The sequence below is a fragment of the Methylobacter sp. genome (assembly GCF_030680395.1).
Classification (GTDB): Bacteria; Pseudomonadota; Gammaproteobacteria; order Methylococcales; family Methylomonadaceae; genus Methylobacter_A.
In genome coordinates this window covers 101,958-118,783 of record NZ_JAUXVR010000045.1, presented here as the reverse complement: position 1 = coordinate 118,783, position 16,826 = coordinate 101,958, and the positions used below count along the sequence as shown (strand labels likewise).

The window sequence follows — 16,826 nt, the reverse complement described above, 5'->3', positions numbered from 1 at the left end:
GCTGCCGTTCTCGTTGGCATCCGGCACGAAGCGCAGTTTATTGGCGGCGATGTCGGCGGCGCTGATTTCCTGGTTCAGGGTCACCGCAATCCAGTCGGTGCCGTTGTAATATTCCAGGCTGCCGTCGCTTTCCAGCGTGGTGATTTTGACCGACGCAATGGCGGTGTTTTCGGTGTCGCTGTAACTGCCGAAATCGGTCAGGGCCAGCAGTTTGGCGGTGTCTTCGTTAGTGGTGACGCTGTCGTCGCTGCTGGTCGGTGCATCGTTGACCGCCGTCACGTTCAACGTCACCGTAGCGGCGCTGGCAGACTCGCCGGTGCCGTCGCTTACCGTGTAAGTGAAGCTGTCGCCGGTGGTGCTGTTCAGCGCAGGATTGTACTCGGTGCTGCCGTCCTGCTTGATGAACAGGGTGCCGTTGGTCAGGCTGACTTGCTTCCAGCCGTCGACCGCCAAGTGATCGGCGTCGGTGCCGCCGGTCAGGCTGGCCCAGGCGGTGCCGCCGACTTTGGCGATGGTCAGGGACGCGGTGGCGGTCTCGACATCGCTGTCGGCGCCTGCCGTGGCGTCATTATCGGTGATGATGTTCTTGCCGGTCAGCAAGGTGTCTTCGGTCGCGGTGTAGTTGTTATTCTTGGCTAACGGCACATCGTTGACGGCGGTGACCGTCAGTGTCAAAGTCGCCGTGGTGGTGGCGGTGCCGTCGCTGAGCGTGTAAGTGGCGACCGGAACGCTGCCGTTGTAATTAGCCGCCGGGGTGAACACATAGCTGCCGTTGCTGTTGATGGTCAGGCTGCCTTTACCGGCAATGGTGGCGGTTTGCCCGGCGGTATAAACGGTGGCGTCTCCGGCCACGGTGAATTGGGTGATGCTCAAGCTATCGCCGACGTCGGCATCGCTGTCGATGCCGCCGGATACCAAAGTACTGGTGATCAGGCCATTGGCGGCGCTGACCGTCAAGGTGGTGTCTTCGGCGGTGCTGCCGGTGTCGTTCTGCGCTACAGGAGTATGATTCGAGGGTGAATCATTATCTGTAATAGTGGCGGTGCCGATAACTGCCGTGCTGCTGGTAAGAGTGCCGGTGACCGTTCCTGTAGACAGAGTAAAAGTCTCCGAACTCTCTATAGCCGTGTCGTCTGTGATCGCTAAGCGTAGTTGCACCGAGGTCTGGCCTGCGGCAATGGTTACCGCGCCGCTAACAGTGCTCCATGAGGTGCCGCCGTTGGTGGAGACTTCCAATGTATTGGCTGCGGCCGTGTCGGTAGCAAGTGTGGCCGTAACATTACTAAGGCTGGGCGTGAAGCTGATATTTGTGGTTGAGGCATGATCGATGCTGACAGTAAAGACCGCGTAGCCGTCGCCTTCAGATACTGTCGGGCTGGAAACCGTGAGCGTCGGGGTATCGTTGTCCAAGCTACTGTTGTTGCTGGTAGGCGTACCTGAGGTAATGGTGCCGTCGTATTTGCTTCCGGTGCCGTTGTCTATGATGGTGCTTGTCGCGTATGCGGATTGGGTTAAGGTTGTACCTGTCGCGATCGTGGTAGCGATTAAGTCAAAAGTTTCAGCTCCTTCATGGATTGTGTCGGTCTCGCTGGCAATGGTGACGCGGACATAGAACGTGCCGTTACCCGGGCTGCCGGGAGCTGTCGGTTTGTTACCCTCTGTACCATCCCATGTATAAACCGTCCAGTTTGAACCGTCATCCGAATATTCGATTTTTGCGTAATTGCTCTGAGTGCTATCGAGCTCCAATGCTGTGCTGCGGTTATTCAACGACAGCTCCAGCGGCACGCCGGCCGTTCCGGTCACTGTGAACATCGCGAAGGTCGAGCCTTCATTGACCGGGCCGAATGCGGTAACCGATACCGCTGAGTCGTAGTCCAGGCCTGTTGGGCTGGGATCTTTGGTGCCGGTCGTGTTATTTGGATAAATATCACCTGTTCCATCATCGAGAATAACCGCTGTTCCAGAGAAGCTGCGGCCACCGACATTAGTTGCCACCAGGCCGAATGTTTCGGCGCCCTCGTAAACCGGTGTTACTGTGTCATTGTTAATGGTGGTGCGCACCAAGAGTTTGCCGGTGCCGTCCAGTGTGATCGAGGGCGAATAGGCTGTCCAGGTACCAGTACCACTATTGAAATATTCGAATGAGGTTCCATAATCGGAACCGCCCTGAGCCGTGCCATCAACCAAGGCCAGGGATGCAACCTTTTGCCCCGCTACACCGGTCACCTCAAACACCGCATAAGCCGAAGCTTCATTGACGGTGATGTTGTTGACGGCTAGAGGCCGGTCGTCATCCTTGGTGGCGCCATTGTCGGTAGCGCCTGTGGTATTGTCGGGATAGATATCCCCTTGGCCATCATCGCGAATTGTAGCGATTCCGCCGGTCGCATTGGCAACTCCGGCGGTATTGGCGGCGGTTAATTTAAACGTTTCGGAACCTTCGTTCACGGTATCTTGCAGGATCGGGGTGCGTACCAGCAATACCGTGCCGCCGACAGGAATGGCGACCGGCGCGCCGGTGTAAGCCGTCCAGCTTGTGCCGTTGAAATATTCCAGGCTTGGCAAGAAGTCGCTGCCGCTGACCGCATAGCCAGTGCCGGTGCCTGTTATATCAAGCGCTAAAAACACTTTTTGCCCGGTGGCGCCGCTCACGCTGAAAACCGCGTAAGGCGAGGCTTCGTTGACGGTTGGGCTGGACACTGTCAGCGCCCGGTTGTCTGCATTGACCGTGATCGCTACGTAATCGGTATCGCTTAGTCCGCCGGCATCGGTTGTTACCATGCGCAGTGTGTCGGCGCCGGAAAAACCACCGTCCGGCGTGTACACCAGCGACGCAAGCATGGCGTTGATTTCGGCCTTGGTGCCGGTCAAAACAAGCGGACTGCCTGCCGTACCGCCGCCGCTTTTCCCGCCCGTGCCATTCTGGTTGTCGAGCGTGGTACTCAGAGTACCGTTGGCAACCGAAAGATTGACTGTCAGGCTGGCGTCATCAATATCCGCGACGGACAGGCCGCTGGTGAATGTCAGGGTTTGGTAATCGGAGAGCGTTTGTGCTCCAGGTACGGTGTTAATCGGCGCATCGTTGACTGGCGTAACATTGAGGGTCAGCGTGTAGGCGCCGGTACTGTAGTCCGTGCCGTCGCTGACCTTGAAGCCCACGGTGGTGTAAGGGCTGCCGTTAGCATCGGCAGCCGGAACAAAGCGAAGCTTGCCGGCGCTGATGTCGGCAACGGAGATTTCCTGGTCCTGCGTGACCGGAACCCAGCTGGTGCCGTTGTTATATTCAAGTGATCCGCTGGTTTCCAGCGTGGTGATTTTGATCGTCGCCAGCGCCGTATTTTCAATGTCGCTGTAGGCGCCGAAATCCGACAATGCAAGAATAACGGTCGTATCTTCCAGCGTAGTGACCGTGTCGTCAGTTGCTGTTGGGGCGTCGTTGGCAGGAGTGATGCTAATGGATAGCGTGGCCGATGCCGCATAAGTGCCGTCGGTGGCTGTATAGGTGACTGAAGGGACTGTGCCTGTATAGTTGTCCTCAGGATTAAAACTGAATGTCCCGTTCGAGTTAACTGTTAATACGCCAATACCGGAGACAGTGATGCTGTTGCCGGCCGTTGCCGTTTGCCCATTCCAGGAAAAGCCGGTGATGGATGTTGCATTGGTATCGTTGGTCAGAAGATTGGACGCCCCGATGATGTAGGTGCCGCTATCTTCGGCGACGGTAACGCTGTCATCCGCCAATGTCGTGGTGGTCGTACCGCTGACCGTAATATAAAGGACAGCGTCGTCTGTAGCGCCTCCGGTATCGCTCAGCCGGTAACTGAACTGCTCGGTGAAGGATTGGCCGTCATTCAGTGCGTTGCTGGTCAAGTTGTAAGTGTACGAACCGGTGGAACTCAACGTCAGCGTGCCGTAACGCCCGGTCAGGGTTGTTGAAGCCGGCGCGCTGAAGGTCAGGTTGGCGGCGCTCCAGGCAACCGCGGTATTGACGGTGATCTGGGTAATATTGCCGCTGCCGTCGTAAGTTACGCCGGTCACTGTTCTGGTATCGGTGCCGTTGGTGACGGACATGCCGATGCTGATGGTGTTTGTGATGTTGCTGACGCCGATGGTTGTTGATGACGGTGCTTCCGTACTATTGATTGTTGCTGTTTTATAGCCTCCGGAAGGTGGATTATTGCCGCTGAAGCCCAATATACTTCCTGAGACCAGTGTTACACCTTGATCGTTTTGTGTTAAAGCGCTTTGATTGGATAGAGTGATACCGCTAGCAGTCTTTGTAGCCGTTATAGCTATACCATTGACAGTTAGTATTTGAGGCGTGGCCCCATCTATATAGACATAATCGCCAGTGCTAACGGATGCAAGGCCGTTTCCTGTGAAGGTAACAGTCACACTACCGTTCGATGATCCGGTAGCTATTGCGTAAGAACCGCTGACCGTTTTGCTATCGCCGGCGTCCACGTCGGTATCGTTCGGCAATACATTGCCGGAGGTGGAGCCGTAATTGCCTCCGCTCAGCGCTGTTTCCTGAAGCGTATCGTAATCGTTCACAGCGACCGGGGCATCGTTCGAACCTTTGATGACCACGGTCAGCGTACTGCTTGCGGTTGCGCCGGAAGCGTCGGCCATCGTGTAGGTGAACGTTTCGGTCAGCGTGTTTGCCGTGGTGCGTAGCGCCTGAACCGTCGCGTTGTTGTTGTCGACTTCGTAGATATAACTGCCGTCGGCGCCGATTTTCAGCGTACCGTACAGTCCGGCGATGCCGGCAGGCGAGGAGCTCGAGGTTGTGCCGCTGGCGACTGCTCCGGAGGTGTTGGCGCCGGCATTGCCCGCCAAGGTAACTTTATGGGTGGTTCCTGCCGTGATGGCGGTATCGGCGTCGCTGTCATTGCTCAGCACATTGCCAGCGGGATTGGTGCCGGTGATGTTATAGCCGGCTTCCACGGCATCCGGCGCGGTATCGGCATTGGCGACCGGCGCTGCGTTGCCTGCATTGACGTTGACTGTCAGGGTGTAGGCGCCGGCGCTGTATGCGCTGCCATCGCTGACCTTGAAGCCGATAGTGGTATAAGAAGCGCCGCTTTCGCCCGAAGCCGGCGTATAACGAAGCTTGCCGGCGTTGATATCGGCGGCGGTGATTTCCTGGTTCAAAGGCACATCTACCCAGCTCGAGCCGTTGTAGTATTGTAGCGCTCCTTTGGTTTCTAAGGTTGTGATTTGAATTTTAGCCAGCGGTGAGCTTTCTACATCACTGTAGCTGCCGAAATCGGAGATGCCCAGAATAACCGGAGTATCTTTAGTTGTAGTTACCGAATCGTCCGTGCCGGTCGGCGCATCGTTGACCGGCGTGATACTGATGGACAGCGTGGCGGTGCTCGTTGCGCTGCCGTCGGAGACGGTATAGGTTATCAAAGGAACCGGGCCGGCATAGTTGGCGGCAGGGGTGAAGGTATAACTGCCGTTGCTGTTCAGGGTCAGGCTGCCAACGCCGGAAATAGCGTAAGGAGTCCCTGTAACGAAAGGGCCTGCCGATCCGGCGATCGTAAATGCGCTGACGGCCAAGCTATCGAGGTTTACATCCGAGTCATTGGTTAGCACATTGCCGGTGATTGAACTATCTTCGCTTACTGTCGCAATATCGTTGTTTGCCACCGGCGCGCTGTTCGGAACGATGAGGGCGTTCATCTTGGTATCGACCGGGTCGCTACTGGTGCTGTAATAAGAATGTCCGTCGGTGAATTTGCTCGGATCGATACAGAGTATGTATGAAGTTTCAGCGGCATCGGTAGCGCCGTCGCCAATCGTTGTCGTATTGCCCCAGGCATAGAAGAACAAGCCTTCGACAGTGTTGCCGGTCTTGAACAAACGGCTGACCACCCCGTCAACGGATTGGCTTGCCCCCAAGTTGTCGGTATAAGTCAATGTTCCTGAAACGTTATTACCGGAAAAATACGGAGCGTTCGGGTCGAGGGAGGTAAACTTGAAATTGCTGCCGCTAACGGTGGCTACGTTCTGGATTTGCTGGGCCTCTTGGCTCCACGAGCTTGGCGTGCCTTTATAGACGGCTGAAAAGGTGAGCGCGGCGTCTTCAACTTCATAGATTTGCCCATCCAGGTAGACAGTCGAGCGATCGTCTTCGGCGGCGATCCGGGCCCGGTCGGCATCGCTCAGATCGGAATGCAGCACCGACGCGGCAAAAGCTTCGCCCTCGTCGCCGGCAGTATCGCGGCTTCCGTTCAGCGCATGGTCCAGGCTGTGACCAAGCTCTTCAATCAGGACGCGGCTGACAGTTTCCCGGCTTGGGCTTCTATCCAGCCAATCCCGGTTGATGAAGATCGTAGCTTCGCCGCTCGGGCCTTGCCCGCTATAGGCTGCGAATATGCCGCCGATCTGCGCATTGCCGATTGTTTCAACGCGAACCGTGTAGCGCCCATCCACAATATCCTGGGACAGGGATTGGGCGGTATCGAGCCATTCCTGGGAAGCGACGTCTTGTTGGCCGCCGAACAAGGTGAAAAGCTGATTCTGTGCATCAGGCTGTTGCAGGAATTCGGATATGAGCCGTAAAGCCTCGGTCTGGGCGTCAGCCAATGAAAAGGCCGGCGAGGTCTCCGGCAGGGTCTGTGATTCGGCGGCTTGCGCTTCAATCGGAAGCGATGCGTCGGAACTCGCATCAGGCGCGGGGTCGGCGGCAGCCTGGGCGTCAATGACGTTAGCGACTGAACCATCGAATACCATGCGTGGTTCCAAGACTAAGCGCAAGGAACGTGACGATTTTTGGCGTGCTTTTGACCAGGAGCGCGGGCTGTGTTTCATGTTATTGACCCTTAAGGTTAAGAGAATCAGCGATAATTATATACGTAGTTGTACGTATATAATTACGCATTTTCCATAATACTTATAGGAAATGTCAAATAACGAGGCATACCGAAAGCTCACAAAAACTAACAAAATGTCACAATTTGTTACCACGCATGACCAATTTGAATTTCAGCAGAGGGCGCGGGTTATAATTGGTTGAAGTAAGGTATGTCTACGTAAAGGTCGGAATTTGACAAAGCAAAAGCGGCTTTAGCCGAGCCGGAACCCGATTTGGCAGCTAATTTAGAGTATATCTTCATGTTGGCGGGATGCGGCCAACATGGGCTAATTGTTCGACTTAACGGGACGGATAAAACAATGAAGATGACTAAAGATATGAGCAAATGAAAAAGCAGCGGAGCTATCCATTTTGGATACAGGCCTTACTGGTCGGCTGCTGGCTTTTGTCCGGCCTCAGTTATGCGCCGGCTGCGGCTTGCGATGATTCGGCGCGGTTGCAGCAGGTGATGCTGGCCGAGGATGTATCGGCCAGAGCGGGGCTTGATGAGGTTTTAGCCGGGCAATTGCCGTTTCACCCTATCAATGCGGAGTTGCCGGTCAACTTGGGGTCTACCGACTCGGCGTTTTGGCTGCGCATTCGCTTGGAAAATCCCGGAGATCAAACTGTTACACGCTGGCTGGCGATAGGGCCGGCGAGGTTGCGTCATGTCGACCTGTTTGAGCCCAAAGACGGACGGTGGCAGGAAACCCGAGGCGGCATGGCGGAACCGTTTTCAAAACGCGCAATTCCAACCTTGAGCCAAACCTTTGAGCTTGATTTGCCGCCGCATTCGACGCGGGAGGTGCTGGCACGGGTGACCAGTGAAACGACGATAATGATCAAGCCCGGCTTGTGGAAAGCTGAACAGTTTATGCTGATGGAACAAAAAGATCAGCAAGTAACCTATTTTATTTCCGGAATGACGCTGCTGATGTTAGTGCTCGGGCTGCTATTGGCTTTGTTCGCACACGAGTCGGCCTTTCTTGTATTTGGCCTGTTGGCACAATGCTATACGCTGTTTTTCTGGAGCTTCAGCGGTTTGGCCTATCGTGAGCTGTGGCCGGATTCTCCGGAATGGGCACTGCATTCGATCGGCTTTTTCGAGACGCTCAGTGCAGCTCTACTGTTGGTTTTGCACCGCATATTGCTGAAAACGCCGCGTTATCTGCCGCGTCTGGATCGTCTCGTCGTGCTGCTGACCGCTTGGTTTTTGTTGCTGGCGGCATTGATGGTACTTACCCCTTATTATAGAATTTTGGTGTTGCTGATGAAGTTGGCCGGGCTTGCGATAGCTATCGGCAGCCCGGTGCTGGGCTATTATGCTTCGCGGCAGGGGGTGCCGCTCCGCGGTTATGGCTATGCTATATATACGCTGCCTTGGCAGGTGACCTCGATGTATTATTTTGCTTCGATCAATTGGTTGCCGCCGCTTCCTCGATGGCCAGGTCTTTACGGAGTGCCCTTTGCGCTGCTGCTGAGCACAGTATTCATACTCTACGGTCTGGCGGATCAGCTGAACCGGGCGCGGCGCGCGCATGAACTCATGGAACAGCGGCAGCGGGAAGTGCTTGAGGGTTTGGTTATGGAGCGCACAATTGAACTGCAGCAGGCCAAAACCTTGGCGGAACACACTCTGGAAGAGCAGCGCCAATTTCTGGCTATGGTGTCGCATGAGGTGCGCACGCCTCTTGCGAATATCAAGACAGCGGCACAATTACTTGAGCTGCGCGCCAAAGATGAGGAATCCATAGATATTCTGGGGCGTATTCTGCGCGGCGCTCATCGGTTGGCGCAATTTTTCGATAATTATCTTACTTTTGATCGGCTAAATACCCGGCAATGGGTTTTATCCGAGACGCGTGTCGATTTACCGGCACGATTGCAAACCCTGTGCGATCATTATGCCCGGATTGCGACTCACCAAGTCTATCTTTCATTGGCCCCCGAAGTGATCAAACAGCGCTGGCTATGCGCGGACGCGCAACTGCTGTCGGTGCTGCTGGATAACCTGTTTGAAAATGCGCTCAAATATTCACCTGCGGGCAGCACTATCGTACTGTCGGCGTACATCGGCGAAGATAATGATTTACGGTTAGCCGTGTCCGATCAAGGTATAGGGATTGCCACGGATGAACTGGATTTGGTGTTTAATAAATTTTTCCGCAGCACTCAGGTAGGCCGCGTGGTTGGCGCCGGGCTGGGGTTGTATCTGGTCAGGCGAATTGCCCGGCTGCATGGCGGCTCCATTAAGCTGGAAAGCCGGCCGGGGAAAGGGACCACGGCTGTTCTTAGATTGCCGCAACGACGGTGGATATATGAGTGATGAAGTTAATATAACAATGCCGCGAATCGCCATTGTCGAGGATGAGGATGATTTACGCCTTTCAATGATGGGCTATCTTGCTTCCAGCGGTTATGCTGTGTGGGGCGCGGATAGTGCGGAGGGCTTTTATAAGCAACTGCTGGCGGCGCCCGTGGAGGTGGTTATTCTGGATGTCGGACTGCCGGGGGAAAGCGGATTGCAAGTGGCTCGTCATTTGCGCAAATTTGGCGGTATCGAAATTATTATTTTGAGCGGGCGCGGTTCGGTGGATGACCGTGTGGAAGGCTTGAATCAAGGCGCGAGCCGCTATCTGGTAAAACCGGTCGATATGCGTGAACTGGTTGCCAATATCCAGTCCGCTACTCGCGTTCGGCAACAGCTTGCCGTAACAGCGAGCAGCGCCAACGCGGCAAGCTGGGTCTTGTTTCGCGCCGATTGGATGCTGCAAACTCCGGATGGCGCACAAATCACTTTAACTACCCGCGAGTTTACGTTTATGGACTGCCTGCTAAAGAGCGAACGGCAGGCGGCGAGCCGGGGTGAACTGGCGTTGGCCTTGACTGGCGGGAATCTGGATGGCTTTGATTTCCATCGTATCGATATGGTGGTGACCCGATTGCGCCAGAAAATTGCGGCTGTGACCCGTATAAAAGTACCGATCAAGACTGAGCAGGGCATCGGTTTTGTCTTTACTGCGGAATGCCGGATACAGTAAGGATTGGATTACCGAAAAATATGATTAAATAAGTGCCTGAGTATAAGTTTCCAGTTTTTCCTGTCGCCGGAGTGCAGGCTACGCCTGCTTTGCAAGCGGAGCTTGCACTCCAAGGCGCCTGAAAACTTTAGCCGGATTGCTTAATTGTTGCGATGCCGGATTTGCGGCAAAACCCTTAAAAAACCAGACAAAGAGATTGAATGTTTAACAACCCTTTTATTAAACAACTGTTCAGTAGCTTTTTAGACTTGGCGCCTATCCTCGCGGTTGTTCTGGTATTCCAGGTTTTTATTATCCGACAGCCTATTCCCGATGTCGGCGGTCTAATCGCAGGCACTCTTTTCGTTGTGCTCGGTCTTACCCTGTTTGTTCAGGGGTTGGAACAAAGCCTGTTTCCGATTGGCGAGGCGATGGCTTATGCGTTTGCTCGCAAAGGCAGTTTGTTCTGGCTGCTGACCTTTGCCTTTTGTCTGGGCTTTGGCACTACGGTGGCGGAACCCGCGCTGATTGCCGTTGCCCAGGAAGCGGCGAACATTGCCGGTAAGGCCGGTATTATCGAACCCAGCGATGACGCTAAAGACAGTTATGCGTTGGGTTTACGCATCACTGTCGCGCTGTCGGTCGGTTTTGCTATTTTGGTCGGCGTGTTGCGGATTATCCGGGGTTGGCCTTTGTACTACCTGATTATCGGCGGCTATTGCGGAGTGATTGCCATAACGCCGTTTGCACCGCCTGAAATCATCGGCATCGCCTACGATTCCGGCGGCGTCACCACGTCGACGATTACCGTTCCGCTGGTGACTGCGTTGGGCGTCGGTCTGGCGACAGCCATTAAAGGGCGTAATCCGATGACTGACGGTTTCGGGCTGATTGCCTTTGCGTCATTAACGCCGATAGTTTTCGTCATGGTCTACGGGGTGCTGAGATAATGGATTGGATCAGCCAATTTGGTTTGGTTCTGCTGGCTACCTGCCGGGATATTTTGCCGATTGCTGCGATTATCATCGGCTTTCAGTTGCTGGTTATCCGCAAACCCCTGGCGCATCCGAAAAAAATGCTGATCGGGTTTATCTACGTTTTGCTCGGCATTGCATTTTTTCTGAAAGGCCTGGAAATGGCGCTGTTCCCGTTGGGGAAGCTGATGGCGGCCCAGTTGACTACGCCGGAGTTTCTGGGTATTGATCCCGCCGCACAAAACGTAAGTTGGCGAGCCTATTGTTGGGTGTATGTGTTTGCCGCCAGCATCGGTTTTGCGACCACATTGGCCGAACCGTCTTTACTGGCGGTTGCAATGAAAGCCCAGCAGATTTCCGGAGGTACTATTCATGCGCTGGGACTGCGCATCGCGGTTTCCATCGGCGTCGCTTTCGGCATTGCGCTGGGCGCTTACCGGATTGTGACCGGAACGGAGCTTTATTATTTTATCGTCACAGGGTATATCGTCGTGCTGATTCAAACCCTGTTTGCCCCCAAACAGATCATTGGTTTGGCTTATGATTCGGGTGGGGTAACGACTTCAACGGTCACTGTGCCGTTGGTTACTGCGTTGGGCCTGGGATTGGCCTCTACCGTCCCCGGTCGCAACCCGTTATTGGATGGCTTCGGTTTGATCGCCTTTGCCAGTCTATTTCCCATCATCGCTGTCCTGGGCTACGCGCAAATCGCACAATGGCTTAGCAAAGGCAGTCTTTCATCCAAACCTTGAGGAACACCATGCATTTCAAATTAATTATCGCATTTGTCGAAGACGACAAGACCGACCAGGTGCTTGAGACTGCGCGTAAAAACGGTGCTAAGGGCGCAACCGTGGTCAGTAATGCGCGCGGCGAAGGCATGAAGCAATCGAAAACTTTTTTCGGGCTGACGCTGGAAACTCAACGCGATGTGCTGATGTTGCTGGTCGAAGAACACCTTAGCCGCCACATTCTGGAAGCCATTGCCAAGGTCGCGCAATTCGACAGCAAGCCCGGTACCGGTATTGCCATTCAGATTGATGTTGAAGACGCCGTCGGCGTTATGCATCAGGTTGAACAATTAACCCACGAACTTGAGGACAAAATATGATTGCGCCACGCATTGTAATTCGTGTCAGAGATGTGATGAAAGCCGATTTCGGCACCATCGACGGCATTGCTACCGTAGAAGATGCCCTGAAAAAGATGAAAGCGCTTAAAACCTCAGTGCTTATCGTTAATAAACGTCATCAAGACGACGAATACGGCATGATTAATTCCGGCGACATCGCGCGCCATGTATTGGCGAAAGACCGTGCACCGGATCGGGTCAATGTTTATGAGGTCATGAGTAAACCGGTAATTTCGGTGCATCCCGATATGGACATCCGCTATTGCTCGCGCTTATTCGCCAACTATAATCTGGTCAGGGCGCCGGTCATTGAAAATGGCAAGATTATAGGTATGGTCAGCCCGAATTCATTAGTTCTGGATGGAATGTACAGGGCTTGTAAATAAACTAAAGGCGAAGGGTGAAGGGTGAAGGGCTACTCGATCATCAAATTTTATCCTCCGTCCTTCCTTGTTCCCACGTAGGCGCTCGTCGTTATACACATCTCGACGTAGGCCGGAATAAGCCGGTTCGAGCGATAGCAAGAACTGGCGTTTCCGGCACTCCGATTGCCGGAAACGCGTCGCCGGGCGGGCTTATTCCCGCCTACATCCTAACCTTCTCCCAGAGGGAGAAGGGACTGTCCACCCATTAACTTAATGGCAGTGACGTAGGCGTGGGAACGAGAAAAACTAGAAATAAACTTTTTAAAAGGCGGTTGGTCATGTTGGAATTGGTAAGATTTAATTCGAGAATCTGGTTTTTTCTGGGCTTTCTCGGTTGTGTTTTTTTGTTGTCGATGGGCGCTTATTTTCAATTTGTTCAAGGCTTGGATCCTTGCCCCTTGTGCATTTCCCAACGCATTGCAATTTTGCTGACCGGTCTGGTTTTTTTAAGCGCCGCTATCCACAATCCCGGACAGACCGGTGTGACGGCCTATGCCATCGCAGGCGCGGTAACGGCTTTGTGCGGCGCGGCGATTTCAACCCGGCATGTCTGGATACAGCATTTGCCTGCCGATAAGGTGCCGGAATGCGGCCCCGGCCTGGAATATGTGTTGCAAAACTTCCCATTGTTAGAAACGGTCAAGTTAATGCTCAGCGGTACCGGGGATTGCGCCAAGGTGGATTGGACACTGCTGGGTTTCAGTATGCCTGCATGGACATTGCTGGCCTTTTTAATGCTGGCAACTTTAAGTTTGCTGCAAATCTGGAATTATAAACAGGCTGAGCGGTAAGATATTAACTCAACATATCGTATTTTATAGCAGTAAACAGGACGTTGGCAGTTTTAAGTCATGCTAACAATCCACCTCTCATCCTACTCCTGACACATGCAAGCACTGATTGACCTTTTCGATATTAAAGACCTTATTCCGCATGGCTATTGCCTGTCATGGAGCCCGATATTACTGTGGCTGCACGTCGTTTCAGATCTGCTGATCACGTTATCCTACTATGCCATTCCGCCGATTTTGCTCTACTTTATCCGGCAGCGTAAAGATTTCCCCTATCCGCGACTGGTTGCCCTGTTTGCCGGATTTATTGTCGCCTGCGGTACTACGCATTTACTGTCGGCTATCACGGTCTGGATCCCTTTATATTGGTTGGACGGCTTGCTTAAGGGTTTTACGGCTATCCTTTCGGTCGCCGCTGCCGCGTTGACGCTATGGGTTGTTCTTCGCGTCCTGTCTTTGCCCAGTACCGCACAACTGCAAGCCGAGATACAACAAAGAAAAACAGCAGAGGAAGCGTTGCGTGTTGCCATTGCTGAGTTACAGAAAAATAGCGCACGTACCCAGTTATTGCTGGGCTCAGCGCTGGATGGGATTATCAGCATGGATCATAACGGCAAGGTAATAGGCTGGAATGCCCAAGCCGAACATATCTTCGGTTACTCCAGCGAACAGGCAATAGGATGCGAATTGGCCGATTTAATCATTCCGCCGGCTTATCGGGAAAGACATCGGCAAGGTTTATCACGATTTATGGTCACGGGCACATCAAATATTATTATCGGCGCACGTTTGGAGATTATCGGTTTGCGCGCCGATGCTTCGGAAGTTCCGGTCGAACTGGCTGTCGATGCTCTGGGGCACGAGGACGGCTATTTTTTTAACGCCTATATTCGCGATATTACCGAGCGCAAACAGATGGAGGCAAAGCTTCGGGACAGCGAAAACAGACTGAATACCATACTGGATAGCGTCGAAGCCTATATCTACATCAAGGATTGCAATTATCAATATCAGTACGCCAACAAGCCGGTGCGGCAACTGTTCGGTCAGGAATTGGAAGACATCATCGGTAAAACGGATAGTGATTTTTTTAACGAGAGTACCGCAGCAACACTACGTGAAAATGATCGTCATATCATCGAACTGGGACAGCGCATAGCGACCGAGGAGATTAATATCGACAAGATCAACACCGTTGCCAACACCTATCTTTCCGTTAAGCAGCCGCTACGCCGCGAAGACGGCAGCATTTACGGCTTGTGCGGCATCTCAACCGACATCAGCGAACGCAAACAGATGGAGAATGCGCTACGTGAAAGCGAATTTCGCTGGAAATTTGCTGTCGAAGGCTCAGGTGATGGTCTTTGGGATTGGAATGTAGCCGAAGGCACAGTATTTTTCTCCAGACGCTGGAAAGAAATGCTGGGTTTTACTAAAGATGAGATCGGCAACGGTCTGGATGAATGGAAGAAACGTATTCACCCTGATGACAAAACGGACACACTTGCCGTAGTACAGGCGCATTTCGACGACGAAACTCCTGTTTATACCAGCGAACATCGGGTCAGTTGCAAGGATGGCAGCTGGAAATGGATACTCGACCGCGGCATAGTGGTCAGTCGCGATGCTGAAGGCAATCCTTTACGGGTGATTGGAACGCATACCGATATTAGCGAACGCAAGCAGATGGAGGAAAAACTGCGCGACAGCGACGCCTTTAACATCAGCATACTGAACTCGCTGGCTTCGCAAATTGCAGTGCTGGATGCGCAGGGGGTTATTGTTGCCGTCAACAACGCATGGCGGCAGTTTGCCAAAGAAAATCATTTATCGGAATCCAGCCAGAATTTTCTGGGATTTAATTATCTGGACGCCTGTGAAAATCCATTTGATCTACCTTATGGCGATGAGGCAAATGCTGCGCAAGACGGCATTGCAGCGGTGCTGGCCGGCTATCAGGAAACATTTCATCTGGAGTATCCGTGCCACTCGCCCACTCAGCAGCGGTGGTTTCACATGAATGTCTCGCCATTGCAGGGTTCGCGTCGCGGGGTCGTGGTCAGTCATCAAGACATTACCGAGCGCAAACTCATGGAAGATGAGCTAAAAGCCAGCGAGGTAAAGTTCCGTTCGATTATTGAGGCTTCTCCGGTGCCAATGGCGATGAATAATGACCAGTTGAATATCACGTTCCTGAATCCGGCGTTTGTGCAAACTTTTGGGTACAGCATGGATGATATTCCGACGTTGGCAGACTGGTGGCCGAAAGCCTATCCCGATCTCGATTATCGGCAATGGGTGGTCGAGACGTGGCAAGCCGAACTTGGACAATCCGAGCGTGAACACCAGCCATTTCAGCCGATGGAGCTTAACATTTGCAGCAAGGACGGCGCACTAAAAACGGTATTAGGGAGTGCTGCGCTCATTTCAGAGTCTTTTAAGGATGAGCATTTGGTGGTGTTGTATGACATTACCGAACGCAAACAGGCAGAGCTGGCAAAACGTAATAGCGAGGAACAGTTACGGGCATTTTACGAATTGGATCTTGTGGGTTTAGCGGTTACCTCACTTGAAAAAGGCTGGGTTCGTATTAATGAATGTCTGTGCAGAATGCTCGAATATTCAGAACAAGATTTACATGAAATGACCTGGGCGGAGTTGACGCATCCCGAAGATTTAGCCTCCGATACTGAGCAATTTGAAAAGTTGCTGGCTCATGAGATTAATGGTTATGCCTTGGAAAAGCGCTTTATCAGTCGCACCGGCAAAATTATCCCTGCCAAACTGGTGGTGCGTGGTGTGCGTAAAACCGGCGGAGAACTTGATTATGTCATGGCAATGGTTGAAGACATCACCGAATACAAACGAGCTGAGTCCGAGCTGAAACGCTCCAATGCCGATCTGGAGCAATTCGCCTATGCGATATCCCACGATATGCGCCAGCCGCTACGCATGGTGACCAGTTATTTGTCGCTGATTGAAAGCGCATTGACCGGGCAACTGAATGAAGAAACGCAACAGTTTATCGATTTTGCGGCTAACGGCGCAAAGCGCATGGATGCGATGATTTTATCGCTGCTGGATTATTCGCGGGTAGGCCGTAAATATGAAGCCAAAACCCGGATTTGCAGCAAGGCCTCTTTAGATGAGGCGCTGGCTTTTCTGGGGCCTGAACTCAATGCTTGCGGCGGCGAAATCAAAGCGACCGGGGCTTGGCCCGAATTGTTCGCCAGCCGTGATGAATTAACACGGCTGCTGCAAAACCTGATCGGCAATGCGCTTAAATATCACGAAGAAAATCAGCCGCCGCAGGTTGATGTTCATGGACGGGTCAGCGGCGAATTATTTCGGGTAGAAGTGCGAGATCACGGTATCGGTATCGAGCCGAGCCAAATGGATCGGCTGTTTAAAGTTTTCTCACGATTACAGGCGCGCAGCCGCTTTGACGGCACCGGCGTCGGCTTGGCCTTGTGCCGTAAAATTGTCGAACATCACAACGGAACCATTGGCGTAGAATCGGCGGGCGAGGGACAAGGTTGTATGTTCTGGTTTGAATTGCCTGTTTTAAATAATGCTAACTTGGAATAATGGAAATGCCGTCAATCATGCCCTACAGCGT

General features: G+C 53.1%; 9 protein-coding genes. 8 read left to right on the top strand and 1 reads right to left on the bottom strand.

Annotated features, from left to right (window positions below):
* A partial coding sequence (locus tag Q8L79_RS19410; RefSeq protein ID WP_305274342.1) for an Ig-like domain-containing protein occupies window positions 1-6,822 on the bottom strand: 6,822 nt, incomplete at its 3' end.
* 389 nt (window positions 6,823-7,211) lie between these two features.
* Between Q8L79_RS19410 and Q8L79_RS19405 the strand changes: the two genes are divergently transcribed.
* From Q8L79_RS19405 to Q8L79_RS19370, 8 genes are all read left to right on the top strand, one after another.
* Window positions 7,212-9,191: a sensor histidine kinase gene (locus Q8L79_RS19405; RefSeq protein ID WP_305274341.1), complete on the top strand. Its 1,980-nt coding sequence runs from the start codon at window positions 7,212-7,214 to the stop codon at window positions 9,189-9,191.
* Window positions 9,184-9,906 carry a response regulator transcription factor gene (locus Q8L79_RS19400; RefSeq protein ID WP_305274340.1) on the top strand — a complete coding sequence of 241 codons (723 nt, stop codon included), beginning with the start codon at window positions 9,184-9,186 and terminating at the stop codon, window positions 9,904-9,906. Before Q8L79_RS19405 ends, Q8L79_RS19400 begins: the two co-directional genes overlap by 8 nt.
* 200 nt (window positions 9,907-10,106) lie before the next feature.
* A complete protein-coding gene (locus tag Q8L79_RS19395) occupies window positions 10,107-10,835 on the top strand; it encodes a DUF1538 domain-containing protein (protein ID WP_305274339.1) in 729 nt (242 codons plus the stop codon).
* On the top strand, window positions 10,832-11,611 hold the full coding sequence (locus Q8L79_RS19390) for a DUF1538 domain-containing protein (RefSeq protein ID WP_305274347.1): 780 nt from the start codon (window positions 10,832-10,834) through the stop codon (window positions 11,609-11,611). Before Q8L79_RS19395 ends, Q8L79_RS19390 begins: the two co-directional genes overlap by 4 nt.
* Window positions 11,612-11,619: 8 nt before the next feature.
* The gene (locus tag Q8L79_RS19385) at window positions 11,620-11,970 is read left to right on the top strand and encodes a P-II family nitrogen regulator (protein ID WP_305274338.1); all 351 of its coding nucleotides are present in this window, start codon (window positions 11,620-11,622) and stop codon (window positions 11,968-11,970) included.
* A complete protein-coding gene (locus tag Q8L79_RS19380; protein WP_305274337.1) occupies window positions 11,967-12,377 on the top strand; it encodes a CBS domain-containing protein in 411 nt (136 codons plus the stop codon). Before Q8L79_RS19385 ends, Q8L79_RS19380 begins: the two co-directional genes overlap by 4 nt.
* 317 nt (window positions 12,378-12,694) lie before the next feature.
* Complete coding sequence (locus tag Q8L79_RS19375; RefSeq protein WP_370870056.1) at window positions 12,695-13,207, top strand: disulfide bond formation protein B; 513 nt, start codon at window positions 12,695-12,697, stop codon at window positions 13,205-13,207.
* 96 nt (window positions 13,208-13,303) lie between these two features.
* Window positions 13,304-16,795, top strand: a complete 3,492-nt coding sequence (locus Q8L79_RS19370) for a PAS domain S-box protein (RefSeq protein ID WP_305274336.1) — start codon at window positions 13,304-13,306, stop codon at window positions 16,793-16,795.
* Window positions 16,796-16,826: the final 31 nt, after the last annotated feature.